Annotated in this window: 14 protein-coding genes; 5 read left to right on the forward strand and 9 right to left on the reverse strand. The window is 59.9% G+C overall.

Translation table 11 applies throughout. The features are described 5' to 3' along the window. Positions 1–105: 105 nt before the first annotated feature. Positions 106–378, reverse strand: coding sequence for a hypothetical protein (locus LOY28_RS27175; protein ID WP_155944816.1), 273 nt, complete (start codon positions 376–378; stop codon positions 106–108). Here LOY28_RS27175 and LOY28_RS27180 point away from each other — a divergent pair. Beyond that, positions 361–2,538, forward strand: coding sequence for a malate synthase G (locus LOY28_RS27180; RefSeq protein ID WP_018928811.1), 2,178 nt, complete (start codon positions 361–363; stop codon positions 2,536–2,538). The genes LOY28_RS27175 and LOY28_RS27180 overlap by 18 nt on opposite strands. A 278-nt stretch (positions 2,539–2,816) precedes the next feature. Here the strand turns inward: LOY28_RS27180 and LOY28_RS27185 are convergent, their stop codons facing one another. After that, a complete protein-coding gene (locus LOY28_RS27185; protein ID WP_258612761.1) occupies positions 2,817–3,263 on the reverse strand; it encodes a response regulator in 447 nt (148 codons plus the stop codon). A 265-nt stretch (positions 3,264–3,528) separates the two neighbouring features. Here LOY28_RS27185 and LOY28_RS27190 point away from each other — a divergent pair, with 265 nt between their 5' ends. The 3 genes from LOY28_RS27190 (at position 3,529) to LOY28_RS27200 (ending at position 7,009) form a co-directional block, all read left to right on the forward strand. After that, the gene (locus tag LOY28_RS27190; protein WP_258612762.1) at positions 3,529–5,469 is read left to right on the forward strand and encodes a putative nucleotidyltransferase substrate binding domain-containing protein; all 1,941 of its coding nucleotides are present in this window, start codon (positions 3,529–3,531) and stop codon (positions 5,467–5,469) included. Next, positions 5,466–6,173: a PolC-type DNA polymerase III gene (locus LOY28_RS27195; protein ID WP_258612763.1), complete on the forward strand. Its 708-nt coding sequence runs from the start codon at positions 5,466–5,468 to the stop codon at positions 6,171–6,173. The genes LOY28_RS27190 and LOY28_RS27195 overlap by 4 nt, the downstream gene beginning before the upstream one ends. A 206-nt stretch (positions 6,174–6,379) precedes the next feature. After that, entirely contained in the window at positions 6,380–7,009 is a 630-nt protein-coding gene (locus LOY28_RS27200; protein ID WP_018928807.1) for a glutathione S-transferase, read from the forward strand. A gap of 210 nt (positions 7,010–7,219) precedes the next feature. On the opposite strand, the gene creD is transcribed toward LOY28_RS27200, so the two are convergent. From creD to LOY28_RS27220, 4 genes are all read right to left on the reverse strand, one after another. Continuing rightward, complete coding sequence (creD, locus tag LOY28_RS27205; protein ID WP_258612764.1) at positions 7,220–8,590, reverse strand: cell envelope integrity protein CreD; 1,371 nt, start codon at positions 8,588–8,590, stop codon at positions 7,220–7,222. Between the two features lie 119 nt (positions 8,591–8,709). Further along, complete coding sequence (gene creC, locus LOY28_RS27210) at positions 8,710–10,137, reverse strand: two-component system sensor histidine kinase CreC (RefSeq protein ID WP_018928805.1); 1,428 nt, start codon at positions 10,135–10,137, stop codon at positions 8,710–8,712. Beyond that, positions 10,137–10,817, reverse strand: coding sequence for a two-component system response regulator CreB (gene creB, locus LOY28_RS27215; RefSeq protein WP_258612765.1), 681 nt, complete (start codon positions 10,815–10,817; stop codon positions 10,137–10,139). The genes creC and creB overlap by 1 nt, the downstream gene beginning before the upstream one ends. A 59-nt stretch (positions 10,818–10,876) precedes the next feature. Beyond that, positions 10,877–11,383 carry an ATP-dependent zinc protease gene (locus LOY28_RS27220; protein ID WP_018928803.1) on the reverse strand — a complete coding sequence of 169 codons (507 nt, stop codon included), beginning with the start codon at positions 11,381–11,383 and terminating at the stop codon, positions 10,877–10,879. 338 nt (positions 11,384–11,721) lie between these two features. On the opposite strand from LOY28_RS27220, the gene LOY28_RS27225 reads away from it, so the two are divergent. Further along, positions 11,722–12,606, forward strand: coding sequence for an acyltransferase (locus LOY28_RS27225; RefSeq protein WP_018928802.1), 885 nt, complete (start codon positions 11,722–11,724; stop codon positions 12,604–12,606). Between the two features lies 1 nt (position 12,607). Here LOY28_RS27225 and LOY28_RS27230 read toward each other — a convergent pair whose 3' ends face one another. The 3 genes from LOY28_RS27230 to purU all read right to left on the reverse strand — a co-directional run bounded on the left by LOY28_RS27230 (position 12,608) and on the right by purU (position 15,783). Then, on the reverse strand, positions 12,608–13,222 hold the full coding sequence (locus LOY28_RS27230; protein ID WP_018928801.1) for a DUF2780 domain-containing protein: 615 nt from the start codon (positions 13,220–13,222) through the stop codon (positions 12,608–12,610). A gap of 351 nt (positions 13,223–13,573) precedes the next feature. Continuing rightward, on the reverse strand, positions 13,574–14,773 hold the full coding sequence (fdhA, locus tag LOY28_RS27235; protein WP_018928800.1) for a formaldehyde dehydrogenase, glutathione-independent: 1,200 nt from the start codon (positions 14,771–14,773) through the stop codon (positions 13,574–13,576). A 152-nt stretch (positions 14,774–14,925) separates the two neighbouring features. After that, on the reverse strand, positions 14,926–15,783 hold the full coding sequence (gene purU / locus LOY28_RS27240; RefSeq protein WP_018928799.1) for a formyltetrahydrofolate deformylase: 858 nt from the start codon (positions 15,781–15,783) through the stop codon (positions 14,926–14,928). Between the last annotated feature and the right edge of the window lie 94 nt (positions 15,784–15,877).

The following is a 15,877-nucleotide window of genomic DNA, read 5'->3' on the forward strand; positions in this document are numbered from 1 at the left end:
ACAAGTTTTTATATTTAACTGGAACAATCCAATAGTTTTTTGAGAACATCCCATTCCCCGACATGACTGCAATGCGTCACAGGGTCGCAGAACGACGTAATTAGTCTAATTTTCACAACCGCAATTCATCATGTAGTATGCCGCAGCGCGCACTACATAACGTTGGATCGATGCCTGCCGCAGGCACACTCGCAACCCTGAAAGCCCCGTCAGCAAGGCCGCAATGCCGTTGATCGGAACGAACCCAGCCGCCAGCAATGGCATGTACTGGTAGAAGGGTTTGTGGTTTAAATGGCCAGAGGCTTCATTGTTAAATTGAAGAGCTGAAAAGCGAAATAGCTGAGCAGAGTGAGGCAAGCAATGACTGAACACGTTCAAGTCGGTGGCCTGCAGGTCGCCAAAGTCCTGTTCGACTTCGTGAACAACGAAGCCATTCCCGGTACCGGCCTCACCGCCGACACGTTCTGGGCCGGTGCCGACAAGGTCATCCATGACCTGGCACCGAAGAACAAAGCCCTACTCGCCAAACGCGATGATTTCCAGGCTCGCATTGATGCCTGGCACCAGGCTCGTGCAGGCGTTGCGCACGATGCGGTGGCCTACAAAGCCTTCCTGCAAGACATCGGTTATCTGCTGCCAGAAGCGGCCGATTTCCAGGCAACGACACAAAACGTCGATGACGAAATCGCCCGCATGGCCGGCCCACAGTTGGTGGTGCCGGTGATGAACGCGCGCTTCGCGCTCAACGCCTCGAACGCCCGCTGGGGTTCGCTATATGACGCGCTCTACGGCACCGACGCCATCAGCGAAGCGGATGGCGCGGAAAAGGGCAAAGGCTACAACAAGGTACGTGGCGACAAGGTTATTGCCTTCGCCCGCGCTTTCCTCGACGAAGCCGCGCCATTGGCTGCCGGCTCCCACGTCGATTCCACCGGCTACAAGATCGTTGACGGCAAACTGGTTGTCGCCCTCAAGGGTGGTAGCAACTCCGGCTTGCGCAACGATGCTCAACTGATCGGTTTCCACGGCGATGCAGCGGCTCCGACCGCGATCCTGCTGAAGAACAACGGCCTGCACTTCGAAATCCAGATCGACGCCAGCACCCCGGTCGGCCAGACCGACGCGGCCGGTGTCAAAGACATCCTGATGGAAGCCGCGCTGACCACCATCATGGACTGCGAAGACTCGGTCGCCGCCGTCGATGCCGATGACAAAGTGGTGATCTACCGCAACTGGCTCGGCCTGATGAAGGGCGATCTGTCGGAAGAAGTCTCCAAGGGCGGTCAGACCTTTACCCGCACCATGAACGCCGACCGCACCTACACCGCTCTCGATGGCAGCGAACTGAGCCTGCACGGTCGCTCGCTGTTGTTCGTGCGCAACGTCGGTCACCTGATGACCATTGACGCGATCCTCGACAAAGACGGCAACGAAGTGCCAGAAGGCATTCTCGACGGTCTGGTGACTTGCCTCGCGGCGATCCATAGCCTCAACGGCAACAGCTCGCGCAAGAACAGCCGTACCGGTTCGGTCTACATCGTGAAGCCGAAGATGCACGGCCCGGAAGAAGCCGCGTTTACCAACGAGCTGTTCGGTCGCATCGAAGACGTCCTCGGCCTGCCGCGCAATACGCTGAAAGTCGGGATCATGGACGAGGAGCGCCGTACTACGGTCAACCTCAAGGCCTGCATCAAGGCTGCCAGCGAGCGCGTAGTGTTCATCAACACCGGTTTCCTCGACCGCACGGGCGATGAAATCCACACCTCCATGGAAGCCGGCCCGATGGTGCGCAAGGCCGACATGAAGGCCGAGAAGTGGATCAGTGCCTACGAGAACTGGAACGTCGACATCGGTTTGAGCACCGGCCTGCAAGGTCGTGCCCAGATCGGTAAAGGCATGTGGGCCATGCCCGACCTGATGGCCGCCATGCTGGAACAGAAAATCGCTCACCCATTGGCCGGTGCCAACACCGCCTGGGTTCCATCGCCGACCGCTGCTGCGCTGCACGCGTTGCACTACCACAAGGTCGACGTGTTCGCCCGTCAGGCCGAGCTGGCCAAACGTGCACGTGCTTCGGTGGACGACATCCTGACTATCCCGCTGGCTGTAAATCCGAGCTGGACTGCGGAACAGATCAAGAACGAACTGGACAACAACGCCCAGGGCATTCTCGGTTACGTGGTGCGCTGGATCGACCAGGGCGTAGGTTGCTCGAAAGTGCCGGACATCAACGACGTCGGCCTGATGGAAGACCGTGCGACGCTGCGTATTTCCAGCCAGCACATCGCCAACTGGCTGCGCCACGGCATCGTTACCGAAGCGCAAGTGATGGAAAGCCTCAAGCGCATGGCGCCGGTGGTTGACCGTCAGAACGCCAACGACCCGTTGTACCGCCCGCTGGCACCGAACTTCGACAGCAACATCGCCTTCCAGGCGGCGGTCGAGTTGGTGGTCGAAGGCACTAAACAGCCGAACGGCTACACCGAGCCGGTTCTGCACCGTCGTCGTCGTGAGTTCAAGGCTGCCAACGGCCTTTGAGTAAACGCTGACGCCGGACGTGAAAAAGCCCTGATCGAGAGATCAGGGCTTTTTCATTTACGCTGTTTCTTCCTGAAATAGGTTCACACCTGTTTCAGGACTAGACACGCTGCGGTCCCCTGTGGCGAGGGAGCTTGCTCCCGCTCGACTGCGCAGCAGTCGTAAATCCGGCGTATGCGGTGTATCAGGGACATTGGGATCGCAGTTTTTGGGGCTGCTTCGCAACCCAACGGGAGCAAGCCCCCTCGCCACAAAAGCTGCCAACCTGGAAGTCCGCGCTACACATCCATCCCCAGCTCATGCTTGACCAGTTCAAGCAATTTTTCGCTATCAATGGGCTTGAGCAGAAAGTCCACGACGTGCAAGTGCATCGCTTCGATCGCATCCTTCACATCGGCATCGCCGGAAACGATGATGATCGGCAATGCCGCGCGTGGCGACTCCCGCACCAGGCGGATCAGTTCCAGGCCGTCGACGTGGCCCATCCGCAGGTCGGTAATCACCAGACCGATCGATGGCTTCTCTTCCAGCATTTTGAGCGCCATCTCGCCACTGGCCGCCGTCATGCAGTGAATGCCATCGAGCCCCAGAATTTCCGACAGCAATTCGCGGGCATCCTTATCGTCATCGACGATCAGCACCCGCTGCGGCGGCAAGTCTGGTTCCAGCATGACGGCGCTGAGCGCTTCGCGCTCGGCATCACTCAAAATATCGTGGTCGGACATGGCGTTCTCAACGTTTTCAATGCGATCCCTGACACAGGGTGTCAGACATCGCTCAGCAGACTTCAATGTGCACTTCGTCGGAATCTTTTCCAATAGACAATGTAGGAGGTTTTTCCCACCGTTGTGTCAGACATTTCCCATATTCCGGCCGCTGCACTGCCTACCTAGACTTACGTCCAATGGGCACCCTGCCCGCAGGGGTCGACCATGCCTGGAACGATCTGAAACAACGATCCGACACAACAATCAGAAAAAGACTGCGGTAATGGTTATGAGTAAAGCGGACGCCTTCACCCAGGCAGGGAAAACCGCGGTGTTGCAGAACATCCAGGGCACTTTGCAATTCCTGCAGCGCTTCCCACCCTTCAATCAGATGGAAAACGCTCATCTGGCCTATCTGGTGGAGCAATGCCAGCTGCGTTTTTATGCCCCCGGCGAGAGCATCATCAAACCCGCCGATGGCCCGATTGAGCATTTCTACATCGTCAAACAAGGCCGGGTCGTGGGGGAACGCCCGCACACGGCCAAGGGTGGCACCGAAACCACTTTCGAAATCACCACCGGCGAGTGTTTCCCCCTTGCCGCGCTGCTGGGCGAACGTGCAACCCGCACCGAACATCTGGCGGCCGAAGATACCTTTTGCCTACAGCTGAACAAGCTCGCGTTCATCAAACTGTTCGCACTGTCCAATCCGTTCCGCGACTTTGCCCTACGGGGTGTCAGCAGCTTGCTGGACCAGGTCAATCAGCAAGTCCAGCAAAAAGCCGTGGAAACCCTCGGCACCCAATACTCGCTCAATACCCGGCTGGGCGAATTGGCCATGCGTCACCCGGTTACCTGCAGCCCGATCACACCCCTGCGTGAAGCGGTGACGCTGATGCACGATCAGCAAGTCGGCAGCATTGTGGTGGTCGATGAACAAAAGGCGCCGCTGGGCATTTTCACCCTGCGCGATTTGCGGCATGTGGTGGCCAACGGCACCAGCGATTTCAATGAATCCATCGAGCGGCACATGACCCGGGCGCCGTTTTTCCTGTCGCCGGACCACAGTGCCTTCGACGCAGCGATCGCCATGACCGAGCGACACATCGCCCACGTCTGCCTGGTCAAGGACCAGCGCCTGTGTGGCGTGGTTTCGGAGCGTGACCTGTTTTCCCTGCAAAGGGTCGATCTGGTGCACCTGGCGCGGACCATTCGCAGCGCCCAGCGGGTGGAAAACCTGGTGGCGATCCGCGGCGAAATCGGCCAATTGGTCGAGCGGATGCTAGCCCACGGCGCGTCCTCGACGCAGATCACCCATATCATCACCCTGCTCAACGACCACACCGTCTGCCGGGTGATCGAACTGGCCATCGCGGAGAAAGGTGATCCCGGTGTGCCGTTCAGTTGGCTTTGCTTCGGCAGCGAAGGCCGCCGCGAGCAGACGCTGCACACCGATCAGGACAACGGCATTCTGTTCGAAGCTCGCGATGCGGCCCACGCCGCCGAAATTCGCGGCAAGTTGTTGCCCATCGCCCAGCAGGTCAATCAGAGCCTGGCGCTGTGCGGCTTTACCTTGTGCAAAGGCAACATCATGGCCGGCAACCCCGAGCTGTGTTTGTCCCGGATCGAGTGGGCACGACGCTTTGCAGCGTTTATCCGCGAGGCAACGCCGGAAAACCTGCTGGGGTCGAGTATCTATTTCGATCTGCGCGTGGTCTGGGGCGATGAGCGAGGCTGTGAGCAACTGCGCCGGGGCATTCTCGATCAGGTCGGCGACAACCGGTTGTTCCAGCGCATGATGGCCGAGAACGCCCTGCGCAACCGTCCGCCCGTAGGACGTTTCCGCGAATTCGTCCTGGCGCGCAAGAATGGCGAGAAAGCCACCCTCGACCTGAAACTCCAGGGCCTGACTCCATTCGTCGACGGCGCACGAGTGCTGGCCCTGGCCCACGGCATCGACGCCAACAATACCCTGGAGCGCTTTCGCCAACTGGTGAAAAAAGAGGTCATCGAACAGCTGGACGGCGCGGCCTATGAAGAGGCGTATCACTTCATCCAGCAAACCCGCATGCAGCAACATCAGCTACAGACCCGGGAGAACTTGCCCTACTCCAACCGGGTCGATCCCGACAGCCTCAATCATCTGGACCGACGCATCCTGCGTGAATCCCTGCGCCAGGCCCAACGCCTGCAAAGCAGCCTGACCCTGCGGTATCAGTTATGAGCCTGTTTTCATGGCTGCGCCCGGCCAGTCCCGTTTTGCCCGGCGAACTGCAACACCGTCTGGATCGCTTGCCGGCCGTGGCCCAACTGAGCGACTGCAGCCTGCGCGAGCAACGCTGGGTGGTGCTCGACCTGGAAACCACCGGGCTGAATCTGAACAAGGATCGGCTGTTGTCCATCGGGGCCGTGGTGATCGAGGACGGCGCGATCGACTTCAGCCAGCAGTTCGAGCGCACGCTGCAATGCACCGAACTCAAACTCGGCCCCAGCGTGTTGATTCATGGGCTGGGTCCGAGCGCCATTGCCGCCGGCAGCGACCCCGCGCAGGCCCTGCTCGAACTCATGGAATTTGTCGGCGACAGCCCGGTGTTGGCGTTTCATGCGCCGTTCGATCAGCACATGCTCGGGCGCGCACTGAAAGAACATCTGGGTTACAAGCTGCAGCATCCGTTTCTGGACGTGGCAGACATCGCCCCGCTGCTTTGTCCCCAGGCACACTTTCGCGAGGCCGGGCTGGATGAGTGGATCGACTGGTTCAAACTGGAGGTCTTCGAACGGCATAACGCCAGCGCCGATGCCTTGGCGACGGCGGAGCTGATGCTGATTTTGTTCAGCCGCGCGCGGCAGCAACAGATTCATAGCCCGTTGAACCTGCAGCAGCGGCTGAGTCAGTGGAAGCGGCGGCGGCAAGCGCCTTCTTTCTGACCTGTGGCGAGGGGGCTTGTCGGACCGCCGCACCGCCCCGTTGGGTCGTGAAGCGGCCCCCTGCATTTCGCCATATAAACCGCATTCGGCGGTTTTACGACTGCTGCGCAGCCGAACGGGGGCAAGCCCCCTCGCCACAAGCTCGCTCCCACACTCAAACACCAAAGCGCTATGCTCCCGACACTGCCCATGATCGAGATGCCGCCATGTCCGCCCCCAGCATGACCCTGTTCCACAACCCCGCCTCGCCCTTTGTTCGCAAAGTCATGGTGCTGTTGCACGAGACCGGCCAAACGAACCGCGTGGCGCTGCAAGCCTGCCAGCTCACGCCGGTCAGCCCGGATCAGGCTCTCAACAAAGACAACCCGCTGGGCAAGATTCCGGCGCTGCGCCTGGCCGACGGCAATGTGTTGTACGACAGCCGGGTGATCCTCGATTACCTCGATCACCAGCACGTCGGCAATCCGCTGATTCCTCGTGAAGGCTCGGCGCGCTGGCGGCGCTTGACCCTGGCTTCTCTGGCAGACGGGATCATGGATGCCGCCGTGATGATTCGCTATGAAGTGGCCCTGCGCTCACCGGAGAAACATTGGGACGCATGGCTCGACGGTCAACGCGACAAGATTCGTCGCGCCCTGGCGCTGTTGGAGGCCGATGCGATTGCCGAGCTGACCAGCCATTTCGATGTGGCAGCGATCAGTGTGGCCTGTGCCTTGGGTTATCTGGATTTGCGCCATCCGGATCTGGAATGGCGCAAGGAAAATCCAAAGTTGGCCGAGTGGTATTTCGAAGTGAGTCAGCGGCCTTCGATGATCGCGACGATGCCCAAGGCTTAAATCTTCGCTGGCTGTACCGGCCTCATCGCAAGCCGGCTCGCTCCCACAGGGGATTTGTGTTGTTCACACCATCGGTGCGCAACTGAGTTCCAATGTGGGAGCGAGCCTGCTCGCGATGGCACCACACCGGATCTGACGGAAATAACTGGCAAATCCGCGTCGCCAACACCTCACCCACACGCTGATCCTCGCGCAACCCCAACCACCGGCTCATTCCACGGCACCTATATCAAAGTCCAAGGGCTTCGTGGTTTTCTGCCCGATCCCGTACCAGTCCAGCTTGCGGGTCAGCACCATGAACACACCCAGTAGCCCGAACAACAGCAGCGAGCCCATCAACAGCGCGTAATCCTCGGCGCTCAACAAGCCGTAAAGCAGCCCGTATAACGCCGCCAACCCCGCCGAAAAGCTCAAACCGTGACGCACGCTGCGCAGCACATGGCAGACATAAAAACCGATCAACGCCACACAGCTACTCGCCGACAGCAGATACGCCAGGGCAAAGCCGATGTGTTCGGACAGCGACAACAGCAACAGGTAGAAGAACGCCAGCGCTACACCCACCAAGGCGTACTGCACCGGGTGCACCGCCAGGCTTTTCAACACTTCGAACAGGAAGAAACCGGCGAAGGTCAGGACGATAAACAGCAATGCATATTTGATTGCCCGGTCGCTTTTCAGGTACTGGTCCACCGGGTCGATGAAACTCACGCCGAAACTACGACCGCTGAACGCCTCGCAATGACCGCCCGACACGCAACTGTTCAACGCTTCTTGCAGGTTGGTGGAGAAAAACGAGGTCTGCCAGTTGGCGGTAAAGCCCTGATCGGTGATTTCCCGCTGGGCAGGCAGGTAATTGCCGATGAAGCTGGGGTGAGGCCAATTGGCCGCCAGTGAAACCTTGCTGGTCTTGCCCACCGGCAGAACCTGTAACTGGCCGGTGCCTTGCAGACGCAAGTCGAAACCGAAGGCCAACTCCGTGGCCTGTTGGGTGTCAAGCGCCGGCAACGTCACATGCACACCCTCGCCCAGCCAGCCCACCTGGCTACCCGGTACAAAATCCAGCTTCTGGCCATTGAGTTCGAGTTTCAGCGCATTTTCGATGCCGCGGATGTCGCTGATGCCAACAGCCAGGAACGGCTGATCGAAGCGGTAATCGGCGAAGTCTTCCTTAATGCCCAGTTGTGCCGGAACCGAAAAATGCCCGCTGATGCGGTTATCGGCATGGAACAGTCGCGCCTCGTAGATGCCCCGGGAGCGCAGCTCTGTCTGGACCTGGCCGTCGAGTTCGAAACGCTCCGGCAAGAAATACAAACGTCCACGCTCCTCGCCGACATCCTGATAACGCTGGTTGGTTTTTTCGTTGGTTTTCCAGGTGCGCACTGTTTTGCGATAGGGCACCACCATCAGCGGGCCGCTCAATTGCTGGCTGTAACTGGAACTGCGGGCGATGTCTTCGAGTACACCGTCACGCAGTTGCTGGCGCTCCTGGATCACGCCGTTGATCATCAGTAGCGGGATCAGCAGCAACAGAATCAGCAGGGCAATTGCCCCGAGTTTTAGGGTCAGGCTTCGGTTCATGGGACTCTCCCTGTTTGGATGGGGAAAGTCTGGATTGGGTATGTGGGGGTTTTGTGGGAGGAATGTGGAGAGTGTGTGGAATTTGCGCTCGGCGCAGGAGCTGCCGAAGGCTGCGATCTTCAGCGGCTTGAAGGCAACCGCAAACGCACTTGAACACCGCCGTCGACGTTGCCGATACTCATCACACCACCATGCAACTTGACCACTTCCTCAACGAAATTGAGCCCCAAACCGGTGCTCTTGCGTCCACTGTCCGGACGCGGCAGTGAGTAGAAGCGCTCGCTCAAGCGTGGCAACGCATAGTCGGGAATCGCTTCGGCCTGGTTGAACAGCCTGAACTCGATCTGCTCACCGACTCGCTCGGCACACAATCGCAGCACGCCGTGCGCTGGGGTGAAGTCCAAGGCATTCTCCAGCAGATTGCCCAGCGCCTGGCGCAATAGGAACGGCTCGCCAAGCAGATTCAGATCCGCCGCAATTTGCCGTTCCACACGCAATTGCTTGCCTTCGATTCGTGCAGCCTGCGCGTTCAACAGTTCTTCCACCAAGCCCGCCAACGGCACCACCACCCGCTCCTCCAACCCTTGGCGTTGCTCAACCTGCGCCAGGTTCAACAGTCGCTCGATCAACTGCTGCATGCGCGCGCTTTCGCTGTCGATGTTGCTGACGAAACGCTGCTGCTGTGCCGGCGGCATTTCGCCTTGCAGCAGCTCCGCTGCGCCACGAATCGCCGCCAGCGGGCTTTTCAATTCATGGGTCAGGGTGTGTACATAACGTTCGACGTAGGCTTTGCCTTCGAGCTGAGTGCGCATGTGCTCCAGTGCCGTGGCTAGTTGCTCCAGCTCGCCGCCGCGGTAATGCGGCACCTCGACCCGTCGACCTTCGCTGACGGCCTGGGCATAAGCCGTCAACCGCCGCAGCGCCGCGCTCAGCCACCAGGACAACAGCGCACCGAACAACAAACCGAGGCCAATCAATCCAGCGCCATACGTCAGCAATCGCCGTTCGGTGCGATCGACGTAAGGCTGCAGTGAGCTGTTGGGTTTGGCCACGGTCACCACGCCGATGATCTGGCCGTTGTCGCGAATCGGTGCCCCGACGTGCATCACCGACGAGTTCGAGTCATCGGGGTTGCTGCGCGTCGAACGCGCACCGTACTCGCCACGCAGGGTCAGGTAGACGTCATTCCAGCGCGAGTAGTCCTGGCCCACCGCAATCCCGCTGGAATCCAGCACCACGATGCCTTTGGCATCGGTGACGTAAATGCGGTGATTGACCTGATTCTTCGACAGGCCCCAGATTTTCGCCTTCGGTTGCCGCTCGCCATAAGCCTTGAGCAATTCGGGCCAGCGGTTCTGGCTGAGGGTGCCGGCCTTGAAGTCGTCGCGCAGGATCTCGGCCATCAGGTTGGCGGTGTCCACCAGGGTTTCTTCGGTGGACTGGCGCACACCGGGGCGGATTTCTTCCATCACGGTGTTGAGCACGAAGTAACCGGTCAGGCCGATGAACAGCACGTAAACCAGAAAAATCCGGATCCCCAGTGACATCAGCTGTGCCCCGGGCTGTAGCTGTAGCCGAGGCCGCGATGAGTCTGGATCGGCTCGGCGTCGGCCTTCACCAGGCGCAATTTGGCGCGCACGCTCTTGATGTGACTGTCGATGCTGCGCTCGTAACCGGCATCGGCGGCCACCCCCAGCGCATCGAGCAATTGCTCGCGGCTGAAGACTCGCTCCGGTTGTTCCAGCAGGCATTGCAGCAAACGAAACTCATGGCGAGTCAGGCTCAGCGGCTGGTTGCGATAGCTGATCTGCACCCGATCGCCGTCGATGCGAAACAGCGCTGAAGCCACCTCCGCCACCGGTCGTGGCGCCATGCGCTTGAGAATCGCCCGGACCCGCGCCGCCACTTCCCGAGGGCTGAACGGCTTGACCACGTAGTCGTCGGCGCCGATTTCCAGGCCCACCACGCGGTCGATCTCGGCGTCACGGGCACTGAGGAACATCACCGGCACTTCGCTGAAACGCCGCAATTGCTTGCAGGTCTCGAAGCCGCTGATATCCGGCAGGCCGATATCGAGAATGATCAGGTCGGCCGGCGTGGCGCGCTGATGTTCGAGCGCCGCCGCGCCAAGGCTCAACCAGGTGGTGGTAAAGCCCTCGCCCTGCAAGGCGAAAATCAGGGTGTCGGCAATCGCCGCTTCGTCTTCGACAATCAGGATATGAGGCATGGCGTCCGAGCCCACTGGTTAAGTGGGCGAACGGTGCCCCAAGGCTGATTCGCCGTCAATCAGCAGTCGGGTTTGTCGGCTGTAAAGCGACGCGCCGGGTTCACTGCTGCGCCGAATTCGCGCAGGGCTTTGGCGCCGATCAGCAGTGGATAGTTGAAGCTGCTGCGGTCGGTGAGGTTGACCTCGACGGTGCGCTTGACGTTGCCCAGGCACAGTTCCAGATCGACCACCGGACGCTTGGTCACTTCGCTCACGGCCTTATCTTCATCTTCTTCATCGGCACGGTTCTTGATCTTGCTGATCCGCGCGACCTTGTGTTCGTAGACCTTGTTGCTCGCGCCTTTGGTGGCGAGACGGAAACGTACCCACTCGTCGCCGTCGCGGGTGAAGGTTTCGATGTCTTTGGCCGACAGCGACGCGGTCAGGGCGCCGGTGTCCATTTTGGCCTTGAGGACTTCACCGCCGATTTCCGGCAGCGCGATGTATTCGTAACGCCCGTACAGGGTCGGCTCGGCGGCCAGGACCGGCAGGGTCACGAGGGCAAGCAGTGCAAGGAGAGATTTCACGTAAGGGGCTTCCTTGAGGGATGTGGACGCATTGGCCGAATTCTAGACCGCAAAAAACAACGATAGTTGGACCACTTCCCACTTTTGTGGCGAGGTAGCTTGCTCCCGTTCGGGGGCGCGGCGCTCGCAAAACCGTTGCCTGCGGTATACCTGAAAATCGCGGCGCCTGGTTTTAGGGCCGCTGCGCAACCCAGCGGGAGCAAGCTCCCTCGCCACAAAGGCAACAGCGATACGCTGAGAGCATACCGCTACCAAGGTGAAACATTCGTCACCACCGATTTGGCCTGCCAACCGAAGCTGCTTATCATGGCGCGCCCACACGCTTTCAAGAGTTATCTATGCGCCGCCTGCTCACCGGCTGTTTCGTTACCCTGCTGCTATTGCTCAACACGCTGGTCCTGTTCGGGCCTTTGATGGTGTTCGCGCTGCTCAAACTGCTCCTGCCCGGGCGCTTTCGCGATTACGCCTCGTGGGCGGTGATGTGGATTGCCGAAACCTGGGCCGAGATCGACAAGCTGATCTTCCGCCTGTGCATTCCCACCCAATGGGACATTCGCGGCGGCGATGAGCTGCGCGGCGACACCTCGTATCTGGTGATCGGTAACCATCAGTCCTGGGTCGATATCCCGGCGCTGATCCAGGCACTGAACCGGCGCACGCCGTTCTTCAAGTTCTTCCTCAAGAAAGAACTGATCTGGGTGCCATTCCTGGGCCTCGCCTGGTGGGCGTTGGACTATCCGTTCATGAAGCGCTACAGCAAGGCGTTCCTGGAGAAGCACCCAGAGCTGGCCGGCAAGGACCTGGAGATCACCAAACAAGCTTGCGAGTTGTACAAGCGCCAGCCGGTGACCGTGGTCAACTACCTGGAAGGCACCCGCTACACCGCGGCGAAAAGCGCCCAACAACAGTCACCGTTCACCCACCTGCTCAAGCCCAAGGCGGGCGGCGTGGCGTTCGTGCTGGCGGCGATGGGCGAACAGTTGGACGCCATTCTCGATGTGACGGTGGTGTATCCGCAGCAGAAGATTCCGGGGTTCTGGGATTTGCTTAGTGGCAACGTGCCCAAAGTGATCATCGACATCCACACCCGCGAACTGGACCCGGCACTGTGGCAAGGCGATTACGAAAACGATCCGGAGTTTCGCGAAACAATCCAGAACTGGGTCAACCAGCTCTGGATCGTGAAGGACCGGCGCATCCAGGCACTACGCGCCGAGGGCTGACTTAGCTACCGGCGCCGGTGCCCCAGATCCCGCCGAGGTTTTGCAACAGCGAACCGGCAACGCCTTGCTGACCGAGGTATTGCAGGATCACCGGGGCAAACACGCCGACCATCCCGGTGTCCATGCCCAGGGCGCTGAAGGCGTTGTTCAGGTCCTTGGTGTCCTTGACGTTACCCAGCAAGCCATCGAGCAACGCATTTTTGTCCGAGCCCGTGCCGAGCAACCCACCCAAGCCAGTCAGGCTACTGATCGCGCTGTTGCCGGCGATCTGAGCGAGGCCCGGCACGGTTTTGCTCAGTTCGGAGAAGTCCTGGCCGCTGAGCTGATTCCTCGCCAGGCCCAGCATCGCACCGGCGCCGCCGATGGCCTGCTCCGGGGTGATGTCGAGCTGCGAGCCCAGGGTATTGAGCAAACCGGCGGCCTTGGGCGCCGCCGCCACGATGCCATCGACATCATCGGCCTCGACACCCTCGACATCCTCGTCGTCCTGCATCGATGACACCGCCTTGACCGCATCGCTGAGGCTTAACTGTGCAAAGGCCGGGCTGGCGGCCAGCGTCGTCAACGAAGCGACAGCCATGAGCGATGCCAGTGCAAAACAGCGTGAAACGTTCATCCAGACATCCTCTTGTGCCATGAAAGCCGCCCGGTAACGGCGGGGCGGCAAAACTGCTGATTGGACCGGATGTACGCCAGCATGTTCCTCGTTTGCGTGGGCATTTATCCCGAGGTGGCGTCTATAAAACGTGCCTCCTGGGACGCAACCGATGAACGGTATGACCGAACCGGCTGCGTCTGAGTTCTGGACAATGAGATCAACTGGAAAGCGACGTCTACGGCATGGAGCAAATCAGATTATCGTTCGAGGTCCATTGGTGATCGCTCATTTTCTCTGAGCAATTACGTGCCACTCGCCATAAAAAAGGGCGACATCACTGTCGCCCTTTTTTCCGTCTTGCTCCAGGCCTTACGCCGCACTAAACAACTTGTGCGGATCGATCACAAACTTCTTCGGCACGCCCGCGTCGAACTCGCCGTAACCCCGTGGCGCGTCATCCAGGCTGATGACTTCCACACCCACGATTTCGGCAATCTTGATGCGGTCCCACATGATCGCCTGCATCAGCTGGCGGTTGTACTTCATCACTGGCGTCTGGCCGGTGTGGAAGCTGTGGGATTTGGCCCAGCCCAGGCCGAAGCGAATGCTCAGGCTGCCCATTTTCGCGGCAGCGTCCACTGCACCCGGATCTTCAGTGACGTACAGGCCAGGAATACCGATTTTGCCAGCGACGCGAACCACGCCCATCAGCGAGTTGAGTACGGTGGCGGGAGCCTCGTGCTTCACGCCGGCATGGCCGTGACCGCGAGCTTCGAAGCCTACGGCATCGACGGCGCAGTCCACTTCTGGTTCGCCCAACAGTGCAGCGATTTGTTCGTGCAGTGGGGTGTCTGTCGACAGGTCGGCGATTTCGAAACCCTGAGCCTTGGCATGGGCCAGGCGGATCGGGTTGACGTCACCGATGATCACCACCGCAGCACCCAACAGGCGAGCGGAAGCGGCAGCTGCCAGGCCAACCGGGCCGGCGCCGGCAATGTACACGGTGCTGCCAGGGCCGACGCCGGCAGTCACTGCGCCGTGGTAACCGGTGGGCAGGATGTCGGAGAGACAGGTCAGGTCACGGATTTTTTCCATGGCCCGGTCGCGATCTGGAAGTTTCAGCAGGTTGAAGTCGGCATACGGTACAAACGCGTATTCGGCCTGGCCACCGGTCCAGTCACCCATGTCGACATAACCATAGGCACCGCCCGGACGCGCCGGGTTAACGCTCAGGCAGACGCCAGTATGTTGCTCTTTGCACGAACGGCAACGGCCACAGGCAACGTTGAAAGGTACCGACACCAAGTCGCCGATCTGCAGGTTCTCGACACCGCTGCCCTTCTCGATCACTTCACCCGTGATCTCGTGGCCCAGCACCAGACCGGTCTGAGCGGTGGTACGCCCGCGCACCATGTGCTGATCGGAACCACAGATATTGGTGGAAACTACGCGCAGGATGACACCGTGCTCGATCTTCCTGCCGCGCGGGTCCTGCATTTTGGGATAGTCGATTTTCTGTACTTCGACCTTGCCTGCGCCGAGATACACCACACCACGATTACCAGACATGCTTTCACCTCGCTGTTGTTTTTATGTAGCGGTCGCGTCGCCAGGAAACGGCGGCGCGTTGATTGCTCGATAAATCAAAAGATCGTCCGAACGCGGCCCGAGCCTTCGGCAGCGTCTACAGAGGCAGGCGATCTTTTCAGGCAGTAAAAACGCTAGAGAACAACTGTCCTGTTAGCGTTAAGGAACACGCGTCTTTCAATGTGATAACCCACGGCCCGCGCCAACGTCAGCCCTTCGATATCCCGCCCCTTGGCGATCAAGTCTTCGGGATAGTGGCTGTGATCCACGGCTTCCACGCCCTGGGCGATGATCGGACCTTCATCCAGATCGTTGTTGATGTAATGCGCCGTGGCGCCGACCAGTTTCACGCCTTTGTTGTAGGCCTGGTGATACGGCTTGGCGCCCTTGAAGCCCGGCAGCAGGGAGTGGTGAATGTTGATTGCCTTGCCGTCGAGTTTGCGGCACAGCTCTGGCGACAGAACCTGCATGTAGCGGGCAAGGATCACCAGCTCGGCGCCGGCCTCTTCGATCACCTGCCAGACCTGGCGCTCTTGCGATGGTTTGTCGTTGGGGTCCAGCGGAAAGTGGTAGTACGGAATCTGGTGCCAGTCGGCCAACGGCTTGAGGTCCGGGTGGTTGGAGACCACCGCGACCACGTCCATCGACAACTGGCCGATGCGCTGGCGGTAGAGCAAGTCGTTGAGGCAGTGATCGGCCTTGGAGACCATGATCACCACTTTCGGCCGGTAGTTCGGCGGGGTCAGCTCGAAGACCATCCCGAAGGCGGCACCACGCTCCGCCAGGCCTGCGCGGAAGGCTTGTTCGTCGAAAGCGTCGGGTTGCCGAAACTCCACTCGGATGAAGAAACGGCCTGAGAGCCGGTCATCAAAGGAGTGGTGCTCGGTGACGTAGCAGCCCTGCTCGAACAGAAAGCGGGTCACCGCATCCACGGTGCCGAGGACGCTTGGGCAGTCGGCGGTCAGAATCCATGTGTCTGGGGCGCGGCTCATAGTGCGGTGACTCCTGCTGCTACATCTGTGATCAGAGAGAACTCTGTGGCGAGGGAGCTTGCTCCCGCTGGGTTGCGAAGCGACCCCTATGTCA

Origin of the sequence: Pseudomonas sp. B21-017 (genome assembly GCF_024749245.1) — a bacterium.
In the GTDB taxonomy this organism is placed as follows: Bacteria; Pseudomonadota; Gammaproteobacteria; order Pseudomonadales; family Pseudomonadaceae; genus Aquipseudomonas.

What these genes read in the sequence shown, in the direction of transcription:
- LOY28_RS27180 (WP_018928811.1), top strand. Translation starts at nt 361, where the DNA reads ATGACTGAACACGTTCAAGTCGGTGGCCTGCAGGTCGCCAAAGTCCTG.
- LOY28_RS27185 (WP_258612761.1), bottom strand. Translation starts at nt 3,263, where the DNA reads ATGTCCGACCACGATATTTTGAGTGATGCCGAGCGCGAAGCGCTCAGC.
- LOY28_RS27190 (WP_258612762.1), top strand. Translation starts at nt 3,529, where the DNA reads ATGGTTATGAGTAAAGCGGACGCCTTCACCCAGGCAGGGAAAACCGCG.
- LOY28_RS27195 (WP_258612763.1), top strand. Translation starts at nt 5,466, where the DNA reads ATGAGCCTGTTTTCATGGCTGCGCCCGGCCAGTCCCGTTTTGCCCGGC.
- LOY28_RS27200 (WP_018928807.1), top strand. Translation starts at nt 6,380, where the DNA reads ATGTCCGCCCCCAGCATGACCCTGTTCCACAACCCCGCCTCGCCCTTT.
- creD (WP_258612764.1), bottom strand. Translation starts at nt 8,590, where the DNA reads ATGAACCGAAGCCTGACCCTAAAACTCGGGGCAATTGCCCTGCTGATT.
- creC (WP_018928805.1), bottom strand. Translation starts at nt 10,137, where the DNA reads ATGTCACTGGGGATCCGGATTTTTCTGGTTTACGTGCTGTTCATCGGC.
- creB (WP_258612765.1), bottom strand. Translation starts at nt 10,817, where the DNA reads ATGCCTCATATCCTGATTGTCGAAGACGAAGCGGCGATTGCCGACACC.
- LOY28_RS27225 (WP_018928802.1), top strand. Translation starts at nt 11,722, where the DNA reads ATGCGCCGCCTGCTCACCGGCTGTTTCGTTACCCTGCTGCTATTGCTC.
- LOY28_RS27230 (WP_018928801.1), bottom strand. Translation starts at nt 13,222, where the DNA reads ATGAACGTTTCACGCTGTTTTGCACTGGCATCGCTCATGGCTGTCGCT.
- fdhA (WP_018928800.1), bottom strand. Translation starts at nt 14,773, where the DNA reads ATGTCTGGTAATCGTGGTGTGGTGTATCTCGGCGCAGGCAAGGTCGAA.
- purU (WP_018928799.1), bottom strand. Translation starts at nt 15,783, where the DNA reads ATGAGCCGCGCCCCAGACACATGGATTCTGACCGCCGACTGCCCAAGC.